This is a genomic window from Oceanicoccus sp. KOV_DT_Chl (genome assembly GCF_900120175.1).
In the GTDB taxonomy this organism is placed as follows: Bacteria; Pseudomonadota; Gammaproteobacteria; order Pseudomonadales; family Dasaniaceae; genus Oceanicoccus.
The window spans coordinates 2,257,916-2,281,426 of record NZ_FQLF01000002.1; the positions used below are offsets into that span (position 1 = coordinate 2,257,916).

Here is a 23,511-nt window from a genome sequence, read left to right on the forward strand (position 1 = left end):
AGCACGCTAGCCCTGACTGAAATTAAATCAACTATAACATTTATTAGACATTATGAATTATTTTAAAAGCTTACAAATTGTTTTCCTGACGATACTTCTACTACTGAGTAACGCCCTTCATAGTCATGAAATTCGGCCTGCTATCATCGATGTTAATATCGCACAAAATGGCGAAATCCAGATACAGTTAATCGTTAATTTGGAGGCATTAATTGCAGATATCGGGCCGCAGCATAGCGATACGTCACAATCTGAAAATGCCGAATTCTATGACAGGTTACGAAAGTTATCGGCTGAGCAGTTAGCTGAAGAATTGCAAATTTTTTCTCCGCGCTTGCTACAGGATACTCAACTGCGTGCTGACGAGTTACCAGTGGTATTGGATATTATCTCTAGCAATATACCCGCCGTGGGTGATGTCGAATTGGCGCGTGATTCGGTTATTAACATGGCAGGGCAGTTACCGCTAACGGCGCAAACGCTCAGTTGGAGGTGGGGTGAGCGCTTGCCGTCGGCAGCCTTACGGGTTAGCACCAAGCAGCAAGCCGATATTTATACTGCCTATTTGCAAAATGGCCAAGCCAGTAAAAAGATTAATGTCTCTGGAATATTAGTGTCGGGTGGTAGTGCGGCAGCGCAATCAGAGATGGTTCAGCAAAGCAGCTTTGATATTTTTAACAATTATCTGTTAGTGGGCTTTACCCATATTTTACCCAAAGGTTTGGATCATATTTTATTTGTGGTGGGTTTGTTTTTACTGTCCACCCAGTGGCGGCCACTATTGTGGCAGGTGAGTAGTTTTACTCTCGCGCATACGGTGACGCTGGCACTGGGTATGTTAGGTATCGTGACCTTATCGCCGGCGATAGTGGAGCCATTAATTGCGGCATCGATCGTTTATGTGTGTGTGGAGAATATTTTTGCCGCTAAGTTAAGCCGTTGGCGACCGCTGTTGGTATTTGCTTTTGGTCTGCTGCATGGTCTGGGTTTTGCTGGTGTATTAACCGAGATTGGTCTCTCTAGCCAAAGTTTTGTTACCGGTTTGATTGCGTTTAATATCGGTGTTGAGTTGGGGCAGCTGACAGTGATTGCCCTGTGCTTTCTTATTGTGGGTTTTTGGTTTGGTAATAAACCCTGGTACCGGCAACAGGTCACGATACCCGCCTCAATAGGGGTTGCTTTAATTGGAGCTTATTGGTTTATCGAAAGAGTATTTTGGTAAAGCATTAAATCATAGGCAATAAAAAAGGGCTATTAAGCCCTTTTTTATTGCTGGATTAGAAAAATTAATAGTCAGTCCAGTCGCCGCCCTGAAAGCCGCAGCCAGTTTCCATTGATTCCCAGTCACCATCATAGTAAACCCACTTTACTTCGCCAGTGTCACAGGAGCCTTTGGCACCTTCCATAGAGCAATCACCTTTGGCGTGCTTAGAGTCGCTGTTGTCGTCAATGCTGCCTAATACTTTACAGCCAGCTGCATTAGCGGGTTGCTCACAAGTTTTTACTTGAGAATCCATCATGTTGTTTTGCAGCATATAGGTACAGCTACCATCACCGGCCTTGCCCTTTGGAGCACCGTCATCTTCGCTGTGTAGCCCGGCAAAAGCGCTGCTGGATAGGGCGATGGCTGCGGCTAGCGTCAAGCTTTTCGAGAATATTTTCATAAGAGGTCTCACCTTATTGTTGTGTGGAGTGAATGTATTGGTTCGATTACAAAATTTACTACTAGTAATACGATCATAGTATAAAAACGGATCAGGGTGCATCTACTTCGTGGCACTCATCCTCCGTTCTCGGGTTGCCATCGTCATCGCAGGTGATCCCTTCTTTGGCCACCCATAAGGGGGTTCCTGCAACAATCATTGTTGGTACCGCAATATACCCTTTGATGCCACCGATGGCTAAATCATTGAGTGGGTTAATAATGATATCAACTTGTCCTTTGGCAACCGCTTTCTCACAAACAGTTAAATCATTAACGTATTTGGTTTTGATGGTGTGCTTGGGCATAAATGCGCGGGCCGTCTGGGTAGTTAAGGGACCAGCACAAATGCGTACATTCGGGCGCGATACTAAATCGCTAAAATGTTTTATCTCTTTAACCAAAGGAGACTTTTCCGGAATATGAATATATTGGCTGGAAGCGGTCATGGTACAGCCGAAGCGACGTGAAATGCGGCGGCGTAAACCCTGGGTATTTCCACCTGTGGCATTCAATTGGGAAACAAAATCGACTTTATTCGCAGTTAATACCGACGTTGCTGGCAGCCGGCCCGGAGGCAGTACTACAGATTCAAGTTGCAGTTTGACGTTGTAGTGATTGCTAATTTCATCCAGTACCGCCTGTTGGTATTTTTGGCTGATGCTGGAAAAATACCATGCGGTATTAGCTGGGGTTTCCGGTACTCCCTGAGTGAGTTGACGAATCACGCCGCTGTCCAGAATATCTTTGAACATGCCTACAGGTTTTTCTGGCCAATGGGCGATTTCAGGTTGGGGTAGACAGTCGGCCATGCGCACAATGTATTGCTTGGCTGCACCGGGTTGGTTGCTGGGCTCAGACTCTAGAATGGCTTGATCTTTGCCGCTGGCTAACACTCTTACCCAGCCGGCATCAAAAGCGCGGATCAATTGTTCGCGGCCCTTCGCGGTTTCGGCTGCAGACCAGTTGCCATTGCGCGCGGGCAGTTCCTCTACTTTGGACATTGCGGCACCACCATGGGCACCAGCATAGCTAAAAGCGCTGAACAACAGTGCGGTCAGCACGGTGCTGGAAAACATAGTGCTTGGCAGCAAAGTGGCAAGCGTGTTTCGAAACTGCATCCTTAGTCTCCGGATATGGCTACTGATATTAAGCAACTGAACTCTAGTGCCCTAATATAATCTTTGATCCCGTAATGATGTGCAAGACTATGTAAAGCTTTGTTAATTATCGACTTCATTGGGCAGAAATTAATACAAACTCTTAATAACCCGGTGGGCCAACTCCTCTCCCAATATTTTCCCAAACATGCCCAGGACCGGGTTGTGTTGCATTGAGAGTTGCTCGAAATGCTGCGCGCGTAATTGAATTTGCGCCAGACTGGAGGAATCGACCGGACCGATATTGTTTGCCCAAATAATCAGCCATTGTTGCATGTAGCTTAGTGCTTGTTGTTCTAGCTCTAGTTGCTTGGCTGGCTCGGCGTCAGTCATAAAAAATAGCGGTGAAATATAATTACGTAACCATAAGCCCTGTGGCGGCGTGAGATGAAATTGCTGCATAGCCTGCAGGTAATGTTCACTGAGTGGTTGATAGTATTGCTGATAATAGTCAGGCGCTGTGGCTAAGTCGCGATGAGGAAAAAAATCCATATCAAGATGCAGCTTGTCTCCCATTAAGCTGAAGTCACTGCCGAAACGTGGCACGTCATAGTGGTATTCGGGTTTGATTACCACAAGCGATGCCACCATGCCAGGGCCAGTAATAAACTCAGCGATGACCATTTTAGCAATTCGTAAACCGCTGAAAACAAAAACTGATCCTATCTTTTCACCCTGTAAAGTGTTGATTGTGTTTAAGTCTTGATAGTCTGCGTTTAGTGTTAATTGCAGAGGGGCGGCAGTTAAGTCGTAAAGTTGCTGGCTTAAAGCATTTTGAAAGATCATTGAGCAAAAATTCCGAAAATTATTGATTAATTGTATTAAAGTCAGGGTTGTGTAGACAAAATAATATCGACTAACTCTCGTGCCTGTGGCTTTGATAGCGTAGGGTGAGCGATCATCATTTCATTGCCCCACACACCGCTGCCACCGTTAATAATTTTATCACTTAGATAGTGTTGCTGATCTTTTCCACCGTAACGTTGCGCTATAGCCAAAAAGCTGGGACCAACGCCAGCCTCTGTTAACGTGTGACAGGAAAAACAATCGTAGTCATCAAAGACATCCAGGTCATTGGCCACTGCGCAAAAGGGCAGTGCGGTGACGAAGACAATTAGCCAATAATATGAAATTGTTTGAGGGATCACACTTTTTTATCTCGCAGTGCCGCAATATCAATATCCGGGTGCCAGTTATCGTTGGCGCCTTTTCCTTGTTGCATGATTTTGGCGTCGATTAAATAGGCTTTGCCACCTCGATTGGCTATAGCGGCGCGTTTCAGTGCTGCGGTCATCTGTTCGGGCTTGCTGGCGCGTTCAGCGGCGACGCCGAATGATTCCGATAATTTAACAAAATCCACCGGCGGGTCGCCCAGATAGCAACTGATGTCTTTCCATAAATGACGGCGTGCTTTATCTTTAGCCAACGGCGAAAATGCGTAGATGCGTTCGCGTTCACCGTCATAGGCCTCGTTATCAAAAATGACAATGGTAATAGGTATTTGGTGACGAGCGGCCATCCAGAGTGTTTCACTTTGACCAAACAAGAATCCGCCATCACCCAATAAGCAAACCACTTGTCGGTCAGGTTGAGCGACTTTAACACCCAGTGCAGCACCCACGCCCCAGCCCAAAGCAAAGCCGGTAGTTTGGCCGATAAGCCGTTTTCTCTTGCCGGCTTTTTTATCGCTGTAAAAATTTAACCACTCTAAGGGTGTGCGATTATTGAGTTCCGAAACGATGATGGCATCTTTTTCCAACTGTTGCTCCAGTTCGTAACCGACACGATCCCAGCTCATTGGTGAACTATTCCAGTCGGCTTCAGCCTGTTCTTTTTGCTTGCGCTTTAATTTTTCAAACTTTTGTTGTAGTGCTTGTAAGCGAGGCGCGCTTATTTTTGCTAAAGCCTGTTCGCTAATCATGGTTTTAATGGCACTTTTAAGTGCAATAATCGTTTCTTTAATGCCACCGGCAATAGCAATATCCGTTGGTGAAATATTACCGATGTCACTGTACTCCAGCCGGGCGTGAATAATATGGGCTTTTGCTGGCGGTGGTGGAGCGATAATCCCCCAGCTTGGCATTTCGCTACCCAAATTTAAAAAGACATCTGAGCCAAATAATCCGCGTGGTGCACCAGGTCCATAAAAACCTGCGAATAATGGGTGGTTAAATGGGAAGTCACCATAAACGGAGTACCCTTGACTAACAGGAGCGCCGAGCATTTCAGCTAGTTCAATAATCTCATCTACTGCATGAGCGCGAGTGACTTCGTGGCCGACATTAATGTAGGGGCGCTTGGCATTAACCAGTAATTTTGCTGCGGCATTAATCAGTTCGGGTTTGGGTTGCAGATTAACATCAACCCGGAAAAGACTTTGCGGGTAGACTGTTTGTTTTTGGCCACCGTTATCCAGTACATTACGCGGGTAGCGGATATGGACCGGACCGCCGGGTGGTGTGTTTGCCATTTTTAATGCGCGACGAGTAAATTCACTAACACGTTCAATATGGTGTATCTCCCAAGCCCACTTGGTAAACTGTTTCATCGGTTCAATCCAGTCATCCATTTGCTGAAATTGATTGCGGCCGCGATAGTCGGTGGCTTGAGCATCTGAAAATACCGCGATCGCAGAGCGGTCTTTCCAAGCGTTATAGAGGTTGTTCATGGCATTGGGTACAGCAACACCCGGTAGAAAAAGTGCTGCTGTTTTACCGCTGGCCAGCTCATAACCGTGAGCCATAGCGGCGGCCTGCCCTTCCTGCAGGGCGAGTACGAATTTAATTTGCGGACGCAACGCCAGGGCATCGAATAATGCACTCATGCCGGTAGCTGTGGTAGCAAAAATATATTCAACATCAGCGGCCAGTAAAGTTTCAACTAACACATCCGCGCCGGTGCCTTCTACTATCTTGCCAGCACGCGGCAGCTGTTCTGAATCTGATTTGTCATCAGCGACCATTTTCGCCATTGATTGCGCGGCAGTACCTGACAAACCCAGTGCCATAAGCGCCTTGCCAAAGCCTCGCCGAGAGAGTTTGCCGTCCAATAACTGTTTCACGGCGAACTGTACGGTTGAGTGGTCGTCAGGGCTTGGGGTGTCTGATGGTAAGTCTGCCATAGTGCCGATTCTGCTTTTAGATGTTTGCGCTCAGTATATGATCAGCCTACACAGGAATAAATGTCCTTAACACTCTTTACCATATCTTTACTGTTAATGCGGTTATTTTTGCCGGCATTGATAATAAGATATTTCAAAGTTCGCGTGGCGTGGGAAGCAATACGTGGCGGCTCGTCAATACTGGATAAAATGTAGTAGGTCTATAATGAAGAACACCATCACGTCGAGAAAAGCGATAGCCTCTTTAGCTACGTTGCTATTAGTGACCCCATTGGGTGCCTATGCCGGCAGTTGTAATTTTGTGCAAGAAAATATGTTTGCGGGTCCATTTAATGTCTGTGCTAGTCCTGTTGATGCTGGGCGTTGTGAAGAATTTGGTGATGAAGGCTCTAATGCTGACGCTAATTATACTGATGCAAGTTGTGTGACCGATAAGGTCATTGGTACATGTGTGATGGAAGAGTACACGCTAATTTATTACAGCGGTGAAGCTGACTCTCTGGAAGTGGGTTGCAGTTTTCAAGGTGGTAATTGGAAGTAAGCATTTAGGCGTCTAGCCATTCTTTATCCAGTAGCATTTCTGCTGCTGGGGTCTCTCCTATTAAATCTCTGTTATTACACTATCAACTTAAGATAAACATCGATACATTAACGCTATTTTGCTAGCAGTAAATTTCTTGATGCTGGCAAACATGCTAATGGTCTATGGATTGGTGTTGATGATGGAAAAATCTACTAGTGCCTATTTCAACCGCAATGTTCTATTGCTGACATTGGTGCAGGCGTTGGCTATGAGTATTAGCCCCGCGCTTATTTTTATTGGTGCCATTATTGGTGGTCAATTGGCGCCTACGCCAGAATGGGCAACTTTACCAATTGCGGTTATGGTAATCGGTACAGCGTTAGCCGTGTATCCCGTGGTGAGTATGATGCAGCACTTCGGGAGACAGCGGGTGTTTATTGCTGCGCTAATGTTAATGGCAGCAAGTTGCGGGTTAATAGTGTTGGCTTTGCAATGGCGGAGTTTCGTGCTGTTTTGTACTGCGGTTATTCTTATAGGTTGTAGTTTGGCGGCGATTCAACAGATTCGCTTCGCGGCTATGGAAAGCGTGCCAAATCAACAAAAACCCACAGCAGCATCAATGATTATGCTAGCTGGTGTTGTCGCTGCGTTTCTTGGCCCTGAAGTAATGGTTCGCGGTCAAAGTTTAGCGGCAGTAAATTTTGTTGGCTCTTTTGGTCTATTATCTTTGTGTTTTGTTATTGCTGCTGCAATATTGTTGAATTATCGGCAGCCGTCGGCCCCAACATCGACTGCGCAGCCTGTTGCATCCGCTACGCTGCCACAGCTTTTTTCACACCCATTATTTGTAGTGGCATTGACCGGCGCAGGTGTGGGCTTTTTGTTAATGAGTTTCGTCATGACAGCGACCCCTGTCAGCATGCATGATCACAATGGCCACAGCCTGAGTGATACTAAATGGGTTATTCAGTCACATGTCAGCGCCATGTTTTTACCTTCGCTGGTGCTACCCTTGTTAATAAATCGTTTCGGTATAGCTACCATGATGGTGATGGGGTTGGGTTGCTATGCAATTATGGTAGTTGTTGGTTTGTCAGGTGTAGGAGTGTTAAATTATTGGATTGCATTGATATTTTTAGGCATAGGTTGGAATTTCTTATTTGTGTCTGCTACCAGTTTACTACCGCAAACGCATAAGCCGGAGCAACAATATAAAGCGCAAGCAGTTAATGATACCGCAGTATTTTCGATGCAAGCGATAGCGGCCTTAAGTTCGGGTGTGGTATTAAATTATTGGGGTTGGGAGTTTTTATTATGGACTTGTGTGCCGGTTATAGTGGGGCAATTAATACTCATTAAAATTTGCTATCAGCGGATGGCTGCTATTAATAAAGCTGTCAATTAATAAAAGTGACGGGCAATATTGCTTAGAGTTGTTAACCGGTTATTACCGTGTTAGTTTGCCTGCACATAAATGACAGGGGTGTTGTAAGTATGTTGCAAATTTTGAAAACTGTTTTTTTAGTCATGTTGATTGCTGCTTGTGCTAATGGTCCAGAATTGAATTATGATTATTTGTTGGATAGAGATTATTCTTTGCTAAAAACCTACCGTTGGTATGATGATGTGTATAGCTCCAAAGAGGCCGAGTATCGGAGTTATAATGCTTCAGACAAACGTGTCCGAACTTATATTGATCGTGAGTTAATTGCTAAAGGTTACCGCCTATTGAATGAAGGTAAAAGTGACTTTTTAATTAATTACCATATTTCAAAACAAGAGCGATATTCGAATAGTCAATTTAATGATTATTATGATAGAGGGATGCATGGTGCCGTGTCGACCGGCACCATGGGAACTGCAGTTGCTGTGGGCTATAGTAGCGGTAATAATGAGCCTCGTACTTATAAAGAGGGCACCGTGGTGATTGATATTCTAGCCACTGCTGATAATAAAATTATTTGGCGTGGTATTGCCGAGGGTAGATTACCTAAAGAACTATCCCAGGCTAAACGCAATCATATAGCGAATGAGCTCGCTAAAGAAATGCTAGCGGAGTTTCCGCCTAAGTAGTTTTTATAGCAGCATACACATGGCTTGATGCTCAACAACTATTGACATTATTCATTGAATATAAATAATTTACCAATAGCAATCAATAGAGTACACCAGTGATGATAGGCGTAGTATTAATTAATGGCTAATAGATCTTCTTGAAGTAAAATTCTCGCTAAAAAATCCTCAAATAAGGGTTCATCAGCCTTTAGATTTATGGCTTTTAGTACTAACTTTTTCGCTAGTAAATAGTCGCTCGACAGTTCTGCCTCCTTAGCCAAAGAATAAAAATAATAAGGATTTTTTTGGCGGAGTTTTCCTAACCTGGTTAAGAAAATCTCGGCATTATCCGTCTGACCCTGCTGGTCATACAGTGTGGCTAGATTATTGATTGCCGCATAGGCGAACGGATCAATGGCTATAGCCGTTAAATAGCTTTTTTCGGCTTCAATTAATTGCTGGTTGGCTTTATAGGTCGCGCCTAAGTTAGACCAAAAGCTGGCTTTTTGCGGAAATAGTGCAATTGCCTTAGTTAACAGTCGATAGGCTTTATAGTGTTCGCCATTAGCTAGGGCTGACATAGCCAGGTTGTTATAAAATAAACCGGCAGCTTGCTTGTCGCCAATGGTTGTTGCTTGAATAGTTCCTTGTAACCGGCTGCTATTGATTTCAACCACAAGACGTTTATTGGTAGATAAATCGATAACAGAATTAACATGAATGTTCATTGATACCATCGCACCGTTTCGGTCCCACTGCGGATATTTTTCTACTATTTGAAAGTGGGCTTTTAATCCATAATGCCTGGCGAGTGCGATATAGGCATTGGCAAAGCCAAGGCAGTTAGCACTTTTTTGTTGAAGCACGTGTTCAGCAGTGAGGGTGTCAGTAGCAAAGTATTCAATGCCAAGGAAGGCAGGGCTAAGTAATACTTGATGGAGCATTCGCGCCCTAAATTCTGCCGGTTGGGAGTGGTTAATATAGCTATCAAAATACGCGATAGTACCCGGGTTTAGTAACAGTGGAGTGTAATGTTCATTCTCGGCAAGGGCTTGTTTTGGACTTTTCATGCCAGCGTCAGTTTGAAAATCTGCAATGTGCTGGAATGAAAATGTAGATTTTGGTATTCCGATGCAACCGTTTAGTACCAACAGCGAGAGAAGAACGCTGCAAAAGCCCAGACGTTGATAGAACCAGAAAATAGACAATCTGACACCTTAATAGCGACTTGGAGAATTTAATTATAACGTTAGCAGTTACTTTCCGAATGATTAGAAAATTGTATTGAAGGGGGTTTATATAACTATGTGTTCTTTACAAGTAGAATCTAATGCGGATGGTTGGCAATCGGCTGGAAATATTACCCGTTAGCTGTGTTGAGATAGAATAAATTGCTCTTTGGTATATTGCTTCAACAGCGTTAGAGGATCAACGTTTTGTAGAACGCCGACGCCGTGAGGGTAAACTAAAGAATACTCCTGACCGATTAATTGATCATTCTGATAGACGCTGACAAAGACTGTGTGAAAGTCACTGCGAGTCCTAAGTTCGTAGTGCTGATTATTGAATTGAAATATTTCAATGTCGTGATGTTGCATGGTAAACCTTGCTTGAAGCCCCTGATAAAAGTCAAGGGGGGTAATTAAGCCTTGCCCCCCAAAGCTACAGCAGAAATAGCTTAGTCTGCGAGTTTCGGTGAAGCGCCGTATTCATTATCAGCCTCGCTGTCGAGCAGCATAAAGACGAGTAATATCAGTGCGCCTATTAAGGGAACTAAGGCAATTAGAATCCACCAGCCGCTGCGACCTGTATCGTGCAGCCTTCTGATACCGACGGCTATAGAGGGTATGAGCACTGCCAGTGCATAAAGCCCGCTTAATAAGCCTAGCCCGGTTTCAGGGCTTAGGCTGCCAGTTAAACCATCGATAAAAGTTAGTACGATACTAAAGATCAAGTTAAACAGTACAAAGTTCCAGTACTCCTTTCGACGAGCTCGGCCACTGAATTGTGCATATTTTTTTAATACTTCAAGATACCAGTTCATAGTTTTCTTCCTTGTTTCCCCGTTAAAAATTCAGGCAATTATGGGGAGTTAATTACCTGAGAGTGAATTTTTAAGCTGATTATCGTGAAGACGGGATAGCATAAGCAGTGAGCAGATGGTGCCTAACAATGCCATCGCCATATCCGATTGCGTATCCCAAATATAACCTTGCGTGCCTAAAAACGCTTCGGCGTTTTCGCCGGTGGCAAGCGCCACCCACCATTCAATTAGCTCGTAAAAGGCACTAAAGGCTAAACAAATAGATATGATAATAAATCCCATCCAGATGCTGCCATTCACTACCTGACGGCGGAGTAATATTTCACGTGCCACGAGTGCGGGCACAAAGCCTTGAAAAAAATGGCCGACTTTATCGTAGTTGTTTCTTTCGGCGCCAAACAAACCATCAAAAAAAGGCACTTCGGCATAGGTGTAATGGCCGCCTATCATGAGCACAATGCAGTGTAATAACACCAGGCTATAAAGTATGGGTGTTAGTTTGAACGATTGAAAGCTTATAGCAAGCAGGATTACAGCGATCAGTGCAGGAGTAACTTCAAGAAGCCAGGTGAACTGATCTTTGGGGTTGATACCTGACCAAACTAAAAAGACAGTAAATATTATTATCCACAGGGCTCTAATATTTTGACCCTCCTTATCGGTTACGTAAACTCGATGTACTTGATAGTCGGCTTGGTAAAAGCAGTTTAGCGCACACTAAATTATCTGCCAGGCTTTAAATTCAGAGTTGGTGTTTATAGTATGCGATTAGTTATTTTTAATGACAACACTTTTTGCTAGCTTGTCATGCCACGCTTGTTTTTTTCTATCCCAGATCACCCAAAAAAAACCAATGCCAAAAGGTAAGGCAGAAATAATATAGGCGAAGTATCGGATAAGGGATTGTAATGCTGTCAATTTTTGACCGCTGCTAGCGTCAACAACGGCGAGGTGGAAGATTAGTTTCCCGGGTGTTCCTGCGCGGTAGCGCCAGAATAAAAGAGTGGCAACAATTGGCAGTACCCAGCTTATGAAAATGTCAATATAACCTAATACAGGTGGGGCGTTTTCTGCTAAATAGGCTTCGCCATAAATAAGATACAGTATCGGTGCGGTGAAGGCCAACAGAATAAATGTATCAGCTATGGTTGCAGCAAGTCTGATCCAGAAGCCTGCATAAGTAGGGGCTGCAGACTCCACCATGCATTACTCCTGTTCTGCAGGCTTCTCAACGCCGGTATATTTTAAAATCAATCGATTAAAAAACTTTTCAGTTGGGCGGAATACATAAGCGACAGCAGTAGTCATTAAGCCGTAGAAGAAGCGTTCTTCATTATCCTGAGCGACAACTAAGACGAGTACTGCGACAATAATAGCGGCCAGTATCGAATAAATAGTCCATGCTATTTTAGTGTAGGAGGCGTGTTTGTTTTGTAAATTGTCTGTCATTCTATTTAGTCTCTGTAAAAATTGCTTTGCATTTGAAGTTAATTTCTGATTATAGATTAGTAGCCGCTTTAAAAACTCATATCAAGTGTTATGAAGTAAACAGTCCATTTTTAATTAACAGCGTATCTGGTTTTTCATAACATTTTATGGCTAATTATTCTAGATTTAGTCATGTGTATAAGTCGCATTAATCCTTTATTGCTGTTCTCCATCAGAATTTCTGCTTGTGAGTCTTAGGCAATAATCATGAGTAAAGTTCCTGATTAGCATAATACGTTTAAAGTGCGCTGAGTAAATAGAAACTTTGTTAATAATCGTTTGGATTAATGTCGCAGTTATATCGGCAAACTCCTTTTTCTTGATCTAGCCGCCGGTTAGCTTCTGAGAGGTATAAACTAGCATCCTGGCTGACACGGTCTGTAAGCTTCTTTTTATCAATAATTAGCGTGCCATTGATACTGATTGGCACGTGTCGGCGGAGGTTGCCTACAGGCGCGTCAGGATTAAAATCCGCTGACGGCAAGTATTGTGTTATGTAGCGCTGCTGCAGGCTATTCTATCGATCGTGCATCTTCCCAGTTGACGCCTTTGTCAAATGAACGCGCAGTTTGGGCCCCCAATGGCCGTTAGCAAACAGGCCCATATCGCACAGTCGCGAGGGTCGCGGGTGGTGTAACTGGCGGGAATACCAGCAGGCACTGTTGGCCGAGGTACCCAGCTGCCATAGTTACGATAAATGATGGCCGTACCTTTGCGGGTGCCAAATAGAGCGTACTTGGACAGAATTGAATCCACCTATGAAAAGGACGCATAATAAATAAGCAGCAGGAAATTTATAGAGTAGGCGTCGTTGTAGAGTAACTAATGTTGTTTAGTATTATAGTAGTTCAAAAATGCAGTTGTTCTGCGTCAGCATTTTTTTGCTGCCGGAGTATTGTTGATAAAGTTGCTCATGTGAGGCTTGGGAGAAAGTATCACTTCTTTCTGCGTATTGTGAGATCCACTCTATCAGCATGGGCAGATTATTATCTTGTTCTTCTTTGGATTGATACTTGTGCGGCTCCCAGGGACGAGATTTGGCATTTTCAATGCAGGTTTTAATGGGGAGGTTCATAAATATAATTTCTGTAGAAGACGGCAGCGCTATAGTCAGTAAGTCAGAGTAACAGCCCTCGATAACCCAGTTTTTGTGCATACGAATAAAGTCCAAAATTGCTTTTTCAGATTCTATTATTGGTTTTCTTAGCGGCGGTATAGTTGGCATCCAGGCTAGCGTATCAAGATCAAGATGTGCCAGAGCTTCGGTTTGACAAAGCTTTTTTGCAAGGGTGGATTTACCAGATCCGGAATTTCCAAATATTAAAATTTTTTTCAAGTTTTTGACCCTGTTGATAAGTAAATATTCCCAGCTAGTTGTTGGGCCGTTCTAATTTTATGCGATAAAAAATATACCAGGCTATGATTATATCAAATGCCATGCAAGCAACCACATAAGCTGCTGGTGCAATAGCTCCACCGGCTCCAAAAAGATGAAGCCCGACGTCCCATAGCGGATGTAAAAGCCAGCCTACTGCCAGCCAAATGACAGAGTGTTTATTTGCAAGCCAGTAAAACGTGGCATAAATAGCAACGCCAGAAAGCTCGATAAAAAACCAACTAACATTCCCCCAAATCAGCGAAAAAATAAGATAAATAACGGCAGCGATCACTAGGCACAATCCCAACAGGTCTTGCATAGATTTGTAGTTTAATCTGCTGGATAAAACCAGTAGTGGTGTAGCGGCAATAACGCCAAGCAGAAGAAAAATAGCGGTAATCATTCAATGCCTGTTACTGGTTTAATAAAAGGCTGTATAACAGCTGATAGTTATTAGCATATAGATATACCACCAGTTCTTTTAGGAGAGCTGACTAAAAATAACCTTATTGCCAAACGGGTCGGCAATGGACATATCTCTACCCCAGGGCTGTTCTTTTATCTCTGGCCGGGAATATTCATATTGCTTGTTATATAGGTGTTGATGAAAGGCATCAAGTTCATCGATTTCTACTCTGATAGATGAGCCTGGGCTACTGTCGCCATGGTGTTCGGTAACATGGATGACGCAGCCGCCTTTTGAAATTTGCATATACAGCGGTAATCCTGCTTCGAATCGATGTTCCCAGTCCAACTTGAACTCAAGAAATTCTATATAAAATTCTTTAGCCTTTTTTTCGTCGAAAGAGCGAAATATAGGAATTGGGTATCCAAAGTTCATTGCTAAAATCTCTGGTAGTAATTTTTTATGCAGTGTTATCAATTTTGTATAAAGTCCAGAGCAGTGATCTAAGTGTGAAATTATTCTAATAACTTAGAAGTAAGTCAGCTGTCTTTTTTAACGACTTAAATAGTAAAGTTGACTTCTCCGGTCATTAAATTATGCATGCCGCCAATGATTTTTATTTCATTTTTTTCAGCCATTTCTTTTAAAATTGGACTTCTTGCAACAATTCCATTCATGACACGTTTAACATTAATAATAGTGACTTTTTCGACAAATTCATCATTTGATGATTTTCTGTTGACTATGACTGTTTCTTCATCATCAATAGCGGGTCGAATTTTGGAAAGTAATGCAGTTAAATTTCCCATTTCGACATGATCACAAGCGCCTTTGATCGCGCCGCAGTTGCTATGCCCCAAAATAACAATAATTTTTGCACCGGCAACTTTGCAAGCAAATTCCATACTACCTAAAATGTCTTCATTCAGAATATTCCCTGCAATGCGGGTGCTAAAAATATCACCTAGCCCTTGGTCAAATATAATTTCTGCGGAAGTTCTGGAATCAATACAGCTTAAAACAATGGCAAATGGGTGCTGTCCATCTGAGGTTTCATTTGCCTGCTGTAATAGATTGCGGTTGGCTTTTAAATTATTAATAAATCTGATATTGCCTTCTTTTAAGAGATTAAAGGCTTTCTCTGGTGTGATGGAGTCTTGATCTTCTTTGGTGAGTGTTTTCACTAATTATCCTGTCTTTTGATTATTTCAGATTACTTTATAGAATGTGGTGTGACACTTTACTAAATATCATTTCAAATAAAAAGATTAAAAGAGCGCTGTAGTTAGGTTTGCTGGGTGCTAATTGTTCTGGTCGTTTGATTGCTCGAGGTGTTGCCAAACTGCAAGGTGCTGGAGTGGGTTTAAGTGTAGGCTGTGCACTTTAGTGACACCCACAAGCGCGTACATAATGCATCTGTAAGTTCTGAATTTATCTGAGTGTGGCCTAAATACTCATTGAGTTGTTTATCGCTGGGTGCCAGTGTGGCTGTCAGGTTGTCCGTGTAGACTTCTATTTTCTGCGGCTGGCGTCGGCGAATTACCGGTTCGTTTCTATCAATGCCCATCCCCAGCGCTTCACGTTATTAGATGCTCCTTGATAATAAAGTCTTCAATCAGGCGCCTTAATTCTTGGGGATGTTATTGCTCATTGTCCATACACTGTGGTTTTTGGTAATTTAAACAGGCTTTGCGTGTGCAGGCCGCGGTTTTGCCATCTGCACTGCGTCGACAGTTATTGCAGCCATCAAAATAACTCAGGCAGGATTCCGGAATCATGGTTTCCCAGCTATTGGCATGATATTCCGTTCGCTCGGTGTCACTTTGTGGCGGTGGCTGACTATTGCAGGCAGCTAACAGCATGACTAAAAGAAAGGTCAAACAATATTGAAAGAGACGCATAGTTATCACCCTGAAGTCGACAGTTATTTAGGAAACAGCAGCGTCACAATAAGTCGGAATGCCAGCCCTTCCGGGGCGCCGTCAGGTCCTGCCGCCCAATATTTGACCCCGCCACCTATGCTAACCAGTTGATCGCTCACCTTTGTTACTTTGCTTATATTGAGATTAATCGGTACTGTCCATCGATTGTCTTTCCAGTCATAGGTGCTCTCAGTGTTAACCGTATAAGTGATCGCATCGGCGGTCGTGTAAGATAAAAACGGTTGCAAAAATGTGGCACTGATCTCGTTGCGGTCATCATTACCATCCATCGACCAGATATGGTTGCCCAGTGCGCCGTAGGTCCAGCCATTCTCCTGTTTCAATGCTACAGCTGTGGGACCAATGCCCCATTTGTCACCGGTCAATGTGTCGTCTGATCCGGTAGGAATTAAGGCGACCGGGCCGACACCCCAGATCCAGCCGGAGTCACTTGGTGCTTTGGGTGAGAAAAATACGCTTTGCACAACATCGCCGATACCGCTTTCTGAGTCGCCATCAAAAGGGAGGTCGTCTTGTGAAATAAGCGGCAGAATGGTGCGTGAAATAATGTTCCAGTCTTCGTTCAACTCGATAGGAACCACCGGCTGAATATTTAATGTCCAGCGATCACCCCGATCATCTGCGCCAATATCCTGATCGTAATTTAACTGTAAGGGCACACTGATCAGTGCGGCGACCGGGTTGGACAATTGTTTGGCGAGTTCAGCACTGTCGTTCGCTGACGCGGCCATCGGTAATAAAAATAATCCAAACAAACCTACTTTAAATCGACGAAACATAATCATAATTCCTGTCTTAAGTGATATACCAAATAGGGGAAGTACACGCTCTTCTGCTTGTTGCCGGGCTAGGTAAACTTGTACCGGTCATTAATCGGGCTACCAGACTGAAAACCTGTTGCTGCAGGTTTAGGTCTCACTATATCGCTTTAAGGCAATAACAATAAACAATGTGTTCAATAGACCCAAGGTCCGTTATACACGTTTTAGACTTTTTCTTCAGCTTCAAGCCAGCGATAGACTACCCCGGCCAAGATTGCACCTGCGATGGGGGCAATCCAGAAAAGCCATAATTGAGATAGCGCCCAGCCTCCCTGAAATAAGGCAACGCCAGTACTTCTTGCTGGATTAACAGACGTATTAGTAATTGGAATACTGATAAGATGAATAAGTGTCAGGGCTAGACCAATAGCGATAGGAGCAAACCCTTGTGGTGCACGTTTATCTGTTGCGCCTAGAATAATGAATAAAAACATAAAGGTCATTACAATTTCCGTCACCAGTGCGGCAATCAAGCTATACCCACCTGGAGAGTGCTCTGCATAACCATTCGAAGCAAAACCTGCCGTCACATCGAAACCGGTCTGGCCGGTGGCAATAACATATAAAATTGCTGCTCCTGCAACACCGCCGGCAACTTGCGCAATTGATCTAGTTTTTACGCTTGATGTTAACCATTGCAATGATCGCCGAGCAGAAAAGCCAAGCAGACGTTGGAATAGGTACGGCGGCTACAGTGTAGCGAATGTCATCGAAGCCAATACCGCCTGGATCTGTATTCCAAATAGATACACCTGCGATATCTTCTGCGCCGGAGTCCCTGCTGAAGCCAAAATAGTTCACTAGGCCAAGACTTGATAGTGAGAGCGAATCAATGAGTGAGCCATCACGAGCCCAAAATTCGAAGTTTGCTGTGCCTCCATGACCCCGAGTATAGCAAGCCCAAATTCAAGTTGATCCTGATCAAATAGTAATGCCAGAGCGCCTTCGCCACCAAAACTACCAATACTATGACCATCTATGCCTTTGTTGGAGCCTTCTTCGGCGACACGAATGTTTTCGCCAATGGCGCCAGACTGTAAACTCAAAGGCTCGAGTGGAGAGCCGCTGAGAACGTCTGAGGCGCCACTATAGCTAAGCGCCTGACCAGTGAATCGCTCTGAAAAACTTGCACCAGAAACAGCTAACGGACTATCGAAGTTGACGCTTCCTCCGGGCGTTGGAATATCCTGAAAATCAATAAGCCCTGTTCCAGATAAACTAAAGTAGTCGACCAGATTGATAGGGGCTGCATTTGATAATGGCGTAACCAGTAGCAGTTTGATTATAAGAGCGATAAAAATTGACGGTTTAGTTGACTTTGTCATGGAAATTACTCCTTGCAGTAAGCTTGAATTTATTATGTTAATTATTGCTACTACTTAGACTTAAGTTATAGATAATACGGAATATCTATTTATATTCAAGCGAACAACTAAAGAGTGTTGATTCTTTGGCTATCAATTATAGCCTTGGAAATATCAATATAGCTAAGTAATTTTCCTGTAGGTTTTTATACATACTTACTCAATAAAGATTCATAATATTTCCATAGCGACTCGGCATGAGTATTTTGCTTGCAAAGAGTATGGCAATATCTTGCTTTTTTATCGGCTAAATATTTTCCGGCAAGGGGAGATATTTCATTGATATCGGATACAGTTAGCCATATAGCTGTTTGTGCTCCCTGTAATGGCGTTAGCAATCTACCAGAGGCATAACCTAGCCATACCAAAGGAGTCATTAAATATTTAAATAGAGGCGATGACTTCCTATAAAATAAATTGGTATTTACAATGCCGGGATGAACAGAAAAACTCAGAGCGCCGGTATTGGCTAGTTGCCGTTGAAACTCCTGTGCCAACAAAACCTGACCTAACTTGCTCATGCGGTAACTTTGCATGGCATTATAGTTATCGGCGTCAATTTTCGCCTGATGAGTAATGTCGCTATAAGTGAGTGCTGGTGATTTTTCAGCTGACAAGGAGCTTATCTGTATTATTCTTGCTTGTGATTTTATCAGCACCGGTTTCAGGAGGGTTAATATAAGCTGGTTGGCGAGGTAGTGAGTTTGAAACTGTAATTCAAATCCATCTTCTGTAAATTGATGTGGTGGCGCCATAACACCAGCATTAGCTATAAGAATATCTATTGTTTTAACGTTACTAATCAGATAATTACAAGCATTTCTACAGGAAGACAAGCTTGAAAGATTAAGCTCTAACGGTTTGGCATTGTGGCCAATGATGGTACAGGTCTGTTGTGCTGATGAAAGAGATCTGCAGGCAAGAATTAGGTGGTAGCCTTTTGATGCCAGGTCTTTAGCTGTTGCTAGTCCCATGCCGCTGTTTGCGCCGGTAATTAATGCAATTGGCATATAAATCAACCTGTCATGTATTATTGAGATGTATTCTTAAAGAACCATAGAGTTGTTGATTTCCAGCAAGTTATTATTCCAGTCACTTTGATAATTCTAGATTCATTTAGTAGCTTTTTATGACCAGCCCATTAAACTCGAAAACGATCTAACAATTCATCATCAATGCCAAACTCTTCACCCATTTCCAAAAAACGTGCTAATGAAACCACATCATCGCCTTTGTCTTTGGTGAAATCTTCAGCCTCTTTAATGACTAATTTACGTACCGGTGCGGGTATTCCCATTAACGCCTGCATGGCACCGTCATCCCATTCCATATTGATTGGCACATCTGCTGCTTGTACTGCATCGGCAGTTTCTTTCAGTTCGTGCATACTGAATTCGGTCGTGCGACTGTGGTAGTAGAATTTGCGCTGGTGATCGCCTAGGCCTACCGGTAAGTCCATGGCTTTGAGGCGTTGTTCGCGATCCATTTCTTCCAGCTCTTCGTCCATAACGATGGCTTCGATGTTGGCGATGACGATACCACTGCTTTTTTCCAGTAATTTTATCTCGTCTACTGTACATTCCATGATTTGCGGACATTCGAGCAGGCTGGGAGGTTTAACTTTTTTTGACGGAATTTGAGTAAAGCGGGTGTTGTCGAGTTCGTTAACGCCGGCGGGATAAAAACGCGCTGTTTCCATCATGTCCTCCAGATAACCAAAAGGTGGGCAGTTGATGACAAACTCGCCGGATTCCTGAATATTGGTAAGAGTGTGAGAGCCTTGACGAAGCCCGATCATCATCCGCGGATTTTTTTGCATCACGTCGTATTGCATGATGTGGGAGTAGGGGGCGGCGTTAACGCGGCCGTTTTTATCCAGCGTGGTGATGATGGTAATTAATTTGGGGAATACCCAAATGTCGGAATACCAAAACGGTTTTATTTTTATTTCTTTTTTCATTGTAACTCCGCTGATTTTTTTGTTAAAAAAACCCTGAGTGAATAATCAGTCAGGGTTTTTAGTATTATTTTCTTACTTAACCGGGGCTGGTGTTTGCTCCTTGGCGTAATGCTCAAGGCTGGACAGACTAGGGCCGTAGTCTGAATCCGGTGCAGTTAAAAACTCAGGGGCATTGGCTTCCAGGTGCGCGCGAATATTGGCTGAGAAAATATCCGTGTTATCACTACACACATTGCTGCCCATATATAACACGTGGCCGGGTTTGGTACCGCGCAACATCCACGGTAACCACGGGGTTACCCGGCTCCAGCTGCCGGTGTAATCAACGCCAGTTAGTTCGGGGTTTTCAATATCGGCTTTTTTAAACTGGTAGCGCATCATTTCCGACACTTGCACCATGGGGCCTGAGGATTCCCGTGGCCACTGGGCGGGTTGTAATTGGTTAGGGTAGTACAGGTGCATATCGGTAGACAATTCCATCATGCCATTGCCCAAGTCACGCCAAGGGAAAATTAATGGCACTTTGATTGGCGCCACTGGCTTATCACCACCAAAATCCTCCGGCATGATAATCAACCATTCGCTGATGCTGTAGTTAAAGGGGTCGTTGTATACGTGAACTACGGGTACTACTTCTTTGGTTTCAGGGTCAGTCCATTCGTTGATGATTTCGCCAGTGCGCGCGTCGGTATATATAATGGTTTCTCGGTTGATACGGCGGATAGTGCCGTCTTCCTGTGGTTCCAGACGAGTGGCTAACGTGGCTTCAAAGCCGCACATGGGGTATACCGCTTTGCCGTCTTCGACACCCATAACGGTGCCTTTGCTAGCAATAAATTTGGTTTTGCTGGAATCCAGGTTACCCTGCAGGCGAGCCCAGGCATCGCGGTTCCAGATGGGGTTCATTACGTCGATTGTGGTTTCAAATGTTGCCATGATCAGTGTTCCTTAACGCTGGTGGGGCTGCGCAGAATAAATGCTATCAATATAAGAGAGAGGCGCAGCGCCGAGAGAGCGACAATTCAATCATAATTGCCGCTTGAGGGATAGAAAACCGCTGGGGATTTACTTACCTTAACGTTTGCTGTTACTGGCTTAAAAGTTGTCTGAGTCCACTGTCATGTCTGCAAAGACTTGTTGCCAATTAATGCTGGCAGTGGTTTGCCCATCGTCATCATCCTGAATCTCAAAGGTTTTATTGGTTGCTTGATCATGGATTAACGCTTTTACCGCGACTGTGGCCACATCAGCGCGAGAGATAGTTGAGGGGATGCCATCAGTTTGGGTGAATTTGATTGCTTTGGTATTCGCCGGTTCATCTTTGAGGCCGCCAGCAGGGCGGATAATGACGTGGTTTATACCGGAGTCACGCAAATACAATTCAGATTTATGCTTCCATTTTAAAACGTCATCACCAAACCAGTTAAGTGGATGTAGCCACCAGGTGGTGCCGCCGGAGGTGATTAAAATAAATTTTTTGATGCTGTGGTATTTCGCTTGCTCGATCAGCTCTACCGTGCCTTGGTAGTCAACCGTTTCGGGATTGTTATCACCTTCAGAGCCGATTGCAGTACCTAATGTCGAGATCACATAGTCAACTTGCGCGAAAATCGCTGGCAAAGTTTCGGGCTCAGTGACGTCAGCGACAGCAATAGTCACGCCCTTGTCTAAATAATCACTAAACAGTTGTTTGGCTTTGTCGCCGTTACGCGCCATAGCAACTACGTGATAGTCTGCAGCTAAAAGTTCGGTGACTACTAGTCGACCGGTACCACCAGTGGCTCCGGCTACTAACACGGTCGATTTGCCTGCGGCCTCTACGGCAGAAGCGAATGAACTCAGCAATAGCGCAGCGACAAAACCAGCCCAAAAATTAAAAAAGAACTTGTTACCTGCCATATTATTTCCCTTTATATAAATATTTTGGCGGTACTGAAAATACGCTACATGCCAATTTCAGCACCGTCACTATAATTAATAAATTTACCATTCTGTGTCGCTGTAAGGTTGGCAATAACTTTGATCATACTACCAACGCTTTCGGCAGGGGTAATGGCCTTGGGCATTTTCATGCCGCTGTCGGCGTCCATGGTGTCAACCATGCCAGGCGACAGCATGGTAACAATAATATCTTTTTTGGCTGTTTCAAAAGACAGTGTGTACAAATACATATTAAGCGCGGTTTTACTGGCGCGATAGCTGTACATCATGGGCATTTTCGGGCCTTCAGCAAAAGAGCCGGCTTTGCTGGAGATGGCAATAATTTTTTTCTGTTTTGACGCGTCCACGTTTGGCATGAATGCCTGAATTACCCGCAGTGGACCAATGGCATTGACCTCAAGACTTTTTGCTGCCATCTCCATATCCACACCTTTAAGATTTTTATAAGCCGATTTGTATTTCGGCGTTAGTGCGGCATTGTTGAGTAGTACGTCAATGGGCTGGTCTGTATATTTTTGCGCTAGTGCATCGATATGGGATTGGTTGGTGACATCCAGTTGTTCGACTGCAATATTACTTCGCTCAGCTGCGAAAGCATTGAGTGCGTCGGCGCTGGCAGGTTTGCGGGTGGTGGCGATAACATTCCAGCCAAGCATGCTATATTGATTGGCAAATTCCAGACCGATGCCATGATTGCTGCCGGTAATTAAAATGGTCGGTTGGTCGGGGTTAAAGCCGGCCAAAGCATTGTGATTAATTAATAGCAGTGTCCATAAGAGTGTTTTTAATAATGATTTCTTTAACATTTTTATCTCGCAGTCCAATGATTAAATAGTTTGTTGTTTTGGTTACCAAGGCAGGGTGCTGCCATCATAATCCAGATAGGCACCCGTTGTTTTTAGGGTGAGGTTGTCTATGTTACGGATCATATCAGTGACGGCCAGCTCTGGCGGCCTTAATTTCATTTTTACACCAGACATAAAGTCGGTATCGGTTGGGCCCGGATTGACCAGGCCGACAATTATTTTTTTACGTTTAAGCTCTTTAGCCATGGTCGCGTAAGCCATATTTAGCGCTGATTTGGATGAGCGGTAAATATAAAGTAGGCCAAAAGTTTTTTTAATGGAGCCCATGCTGGAAGAAACAGCGATAATTTTCTTTTGCTGGCTAGCTTGGATATTAGGTAGAAAGGCTTCGGCTAATTTCATTGGACCGTAGACATTAACTGCCATTACTTTAGCGTAGACTTCATAGTCAATGTTGCCCAATTTCTGTTGCTCATTACCGCCAGAAATACCAGCATTGCTGAGTAATATATCAATAGGCTGCCCATGATATTTTGCAGCCAGTTTTTCGATAGCAGCGTGATCAAGTACATCGAGGGGTTCAACAATAACCTTGCTATTGGTTTTGGCTATAGCGTTGAGTTCATCTGCTGTTGCTGGATTTCTAGCCGTAGCAATTACGGTGTAACCCTTATCTGCATACTGCTTAACAAATTCCAGGCCAATTCCACGATTGGCGCCGGTAATTAAAACTGTATCAGCAAACGCAGTGCTACTTAAGAAAATAGTGAGTAATAAAAATATTTTTTTAAACATGAAA

Annotated in this window: 29 protein-coding genes; 4 read left to right on the forward strand and 25 right to left on the reverse strand. The window is 43.8% G+C overall.

What is annotated here, in order from left to right:
- Window positions 1-52: 52 nt before the first annotated feature.
- Window positions 53-1,222, forward strand: a complete 1,170-nt coding sequence (locus tag UNITIG_RS14395; RefSeq protein ID WP_101759006.1) for a HupE/UreJ family protein — start codon at window positions 53-55, stop codon at window positions 1,220-1,222.
- A 64-nt stretch (window positions 1,223-1,286) separates the two neighbouring features.
- Here the strand turns inward: UNITIG_RS14395 and UNITIG_RS14400 are convergent, their stop codons facing one another.
- The 5 genes from UNITIG_RS14400 to UNITIG_RS14420 form a co-directional block, all read right to left on the reverse strand.
- Complete coding sequence (locus UNITIG_RS14400) at window positions 1,287-1,664, reverse strand: hypothetical protein (protein ID WP_101759007.1); 378 nt, start codon at window positions 1,662-1,664, stop codon at window positions 1,287-1,289.
- A gap of 91 nt (window positions 1,665-1,755) precedes the next feature.
- On the reverse strand, window positions 1,756-2,823 hold the full coding sequence (locus tag UNITIG_RS14405) for a hypothetical protein (RefSeq protein ID WP_101759008.1): 1,068 nt from the start codon (window positions 2,821-2,823) through the stop codon (window positions 1,756-1,758).
- A 129-nt stretch (window positions 2,824-2,952) separates the two neighbouring features.
- Complete coding sequence (locus tag UNITIG_RS14410) at window positions 2,953-3,648, reverse strand: hypothetical protein (protein ID WP_101759009.1); 696 nt, start codon at window positions 3,646-3,648, stop codon at window positions 2,953-2,955.
- Window positions 3,649-3,689: 41 nt separating this feature from the next.
- Window positions 3,690-4,010, reverse strand: a complete 321-nt coding sequence (locus UNITIG_RS14415; RefSeq protein WP_101759010.1) for a c-type cytochrome — start codon at window positions 4,008-4,010, stop codon at window positions 3,690-3,692.
- Window positions 4,007-5,983, reverse strand: coding sequence for a thiamine pyrophosphate-binding protein (locus tag UNITIG_RS14420; protein ID WP_101759011.1), 1,977 nt, complete (start codon window positions 5,981-5,983; stop codon window positions 4,007-4,009). The genes UNITIG_RS14415 and UNITIG_RS14420 overlap by 4 nt, the downstream gene beginning before the upstream one ends.
- 205 nt (window positions 5,984-6,188) lie before the next feature.
- Between UNITIG_RS14420 and UNITIG_RS14425 the strand changes: the two genes are divergently transcribed.
- The 3 genes from UNITIG_RS14425 to UNITIG_RS14435 all read left to right on the forward strand — a co-directional run bounded on the left by UNITIG_RS14425 (window position 6,189) and on the right by UNITIG_RS14435 (window position 8,579).
- Complete coding sequence (locus UNITIG_RS14425; protein WP_101759012.1) at window positions 6,189-6,524, forward strand: hypothetical protein; 336 nt, start codon at window positions 6,189-6,191, stop codon at window positions 6,522-6,524.
- Between the two features lie 139 nt (window positions 6,525-6,663).
- A complete protein-coding gene (locus tag UNITIG_RS14430) occupies window positions 6,664-7,911 on the forward strand; it encodes an MFS transporter (protein WP_101759013.1) in 1,248 nt (415 codons plus the stop codon).
- Between the two features lie 89 nt (window positions 7,912-8,000).
- Window positions 8,001-8,579 (forward strand): DUF4136 domain-containing protein, encoded by a 579-nt coding sequence (locus UNITIG_RS14435; RefSeq protein ID WP_101759014.1) that lies wholly within the window; start codon window positions 8,001-8,003, stop codon window positions 8,577-8,579.
- 116 nt (window positions 8,580-8,695) lie between these two features.
- Here the strand turns inward: UNITIG_RS14435 and UNITIG_RS14440 are convergent, their stop codons facing one another.
- From UNITIG_RS14440 to UNITIG_RS14540, 20 genes are all read right to left on the reverse strand, one after another.
- On the reverse strand, window positions 8,696-9,631 hold the full coding sequence (locus UNITIG_RS14440) for a tetratricopeptide repeat protein (protein ID WP_101759015.1): 936 nt from the start codon (window positions 9,629-9,631) through the stop codon (window positions 8,696-8,698).
- 297 nt (window positions 9,632-9,928) lie between these two features.
- On the reverse strand, window positions 9,929-10,159 hold the full coding sequence (locus UNITIG_RS14445; RefSeq protein ID WP_101759016.1) for a hypothetical protein: 231 nt from the start codon (window positions 10,157-10,159) through the stop codon (window positions 9,929-9,931).
- Between the two features lie 80 nt (window positions 10,160-10,239).
- Complete coding sequence (locus tag UNITIG_RS14450) at window positions 10,240-10,605, reverse strand: DUF805 domain-containing protein (RefSeq protein WP_101759017.1); 366 nt, start codon at window positions 10,603-10,605, stop codon at window positions 10,240-10,242.
- 48 nt (window positions 10,606-10,653) lie between these two features.
- The gene (locus tag UNITIG_RS14455; protein ID WP_101759018.1) at window positions 10,654-11,247 is read right to left on the reverse strand and encodes a DUF2238 domain-containing protein; all 594 of its coding nucleotides are present in this window, start codon (window positions 11,245-11,247) and stop codon (window positions 10,654-10,656) included.
- A 126-nt stretch (window positions 11,248-11,373) separates the two neighbouring features.
- Window positions 11,374-11,808, reverse strand: a complete 435-nt coding sequence (locus tag UNITIG_RS14460; protein WP_101759019.1) for an RDD family protein — start codon at window positions 11,806-11,808, stop codon at window positions 11,374-11,376.
- A gap of 3 nt (window positions 11,809-11,811) precedes the next feature.
- Complete coding sequence (locus tag UNITIG_RS14465) at window positions 11,812-12,054, reverse strand: hypothetical protein (RefSeq protein WP_101759020.1); 243 nt, start codon at window positions 12,052-12,054, stop codon at window positions 11,812-11,814.
- An 877-nt stretch (window positions 12,055-12,931) separates the two neighbouring features.
- Window positions 12,932-13,429 carry a shikimate kinase gene (locus tag UNITIG_RS14475; RefSeq protein WP_101759022.1) on the reverse strand — a complete coding sequence of 166 codons (498 nt, stop codon included), beginning with the start codon at window positions 13,427-13,429 and terminating at the stop codon, window positions 12,932-12,934.
- Between the two features lie 34 nt (window positions 13,430-13,463).
- On the reverse strand, window positions 13,464-13,874 hold the full coding sequence (locus UNITIG_RS14480) for a DUF6010 family protein (RefSeq protein WP_101759023.1): 411 nt from the start codon (window positions 13,872-13,874) through the stop codon (window positions 13,464-13,466).
- A 78-nt stretch (window positions 13,875-13,952) separates the two neighbouring features.
- The gene (locus UNITIG_RS14485; protein ID WP_101759024.1) at window positions 13,953-14,312 is read right to left on the reverse strand and encodes a glyoxalase superfamily protein; all 360 of its coding nucleotides are present in this window, start codon (window positions 14,310-14,312) and stop codon (window positions 13,953-13,955) included.
- A gap of 125 nt (window positions 14,313-14,437) precedes the next feature.
- Window positions 14,438-15,061 carry a carbonic anhydrase family protein gene (locus tag UNITIG_RS14490; protein ID WP_101759025.1) on the reverse strand — a complete coding sequence of 208 codons (624 nt, stop codon included), beginning with the start codon at window positions 15,059-15,061 and terminating at the stop codon, window positions 14,438-14,440.
- 456 nt (window positions 15,062-15,517) lie between these two features.
- Entirely contained in the window at window positions 15,518-15,778 is a 261-nt protein-coding gene (locus UNITIG_RS14495) for a hypothetical protein (protein ID WP_101759026.1), read from the reverse strand.
- Between the two features lie 23 nt (window positions 15,779-15,801).
- Window positions 15,802-16,599: a transporter gene (locus UNITIG_RS14500; RefSeq protein WP_200821298.1), complete on the reverse strand. Its 798-nt coding sequence runs from the start codon at window positions 16,597-16,599 to the stop codon at window positions 15,802-15,804.
- Window positions 16,600-16,805: 206 nt separating this feature from the next.
- On the reverse strand, window positions 16,806-17,282 hold the full coding sequence (locus UNITIG_RS14505) for an aquaporin (RefSeq protein WP_235015400.1): 477 nt from the start codon (window positions 17,280-17,282) through the stop codon (window positions 16,806-16,808).
- 159 nt (window positions 17,283-17,441) lie between these two features.
- On the reverse strand, window positions 17,442-17,966 hold the full coding sequence (locus tag UNITIG_RS14510) for a hypothetical protein (protein ID WP_101759027.1): 525 nt from the start codon (window positions 17,964-17,966) through the stop codon (window positions 17,442-17,444).
- Between the two features lie 185 nt (window positions 17,967-18,151).
- Entirely contained in the window at window positions 18,152-19,015 is an 864-nt protein-coding gene (locus UNITIG_RS14515; RefSeq protein ID WP_101759028.1) for an SDR family NAD(P)-dependent oxidoreductase, read from the reverse strand.
- A 131-nt stretch (window positions 19,016-19,146) separates the two neighbouring features.
- Window positions 19,147-19,965 (reverse strand): flavin reductase, encoded by an 819-nt coding sequence (locus tag UNITIG_RS14520; RefSeq protein WP_101759029.1) that lies wholly within the window; start codon window positions 19,963-19,965, stop codon window positions 19,147-19,149.
- 72 nt (window positions 19,966-20,037) lie between these two features.
- Window positions 20,038-20,901, reverse strand: a complete 864-nt coding sequence (locus tag UNITIG_RS14525; RefSeq protein ID WP_101759030.1) for a DUF1838 family protein — start codon at window positions 20,899-20,901, stop codon at window positions 20,038-20,040.
- Between the two features lie 159 nt (window positions 20,902-21,060).
- The gene (locus UNITIG_RS14530) at window positions 21,061-21,864 is read right to left on the reverse strand and encodes an SDR family oxidoreductase (RefSeq protein WP_101759031.1); all 804 of its coding nucleotides are present in this window, start codon (window positions 21,862-21,864) and stop codon (window positions 21,061-21,063) included.
- A 44-nt stretch (window positions 21,865-21,908) separates the two neighbouring features.
- Window positions 21,909-22,712, reverse strand: coding sequence for an SDR family oxidoreductase (locus UNITIG_RS14535; protein WP_101759032.1), 804 nt, complete (start codon window positions 22,710-22,712; stop codon window positions 21,909-21,911).
- 42 nt (window positions 22,713-22,754) lie between these two features.
- On the reverse strand, window positions 22,755-23,507 hold the full coding sequence (locus UNITIG_RS14540) for an SDR family oxidoreductase (RefSeq protein ID WP_101759033.1): 753 nt from the start codon (window positions 23,505-23,507) through the stop codon (window positions 22,755-22,757).
- Window positions 23,508-23,511: the final 4 nt, after the last annotated feature.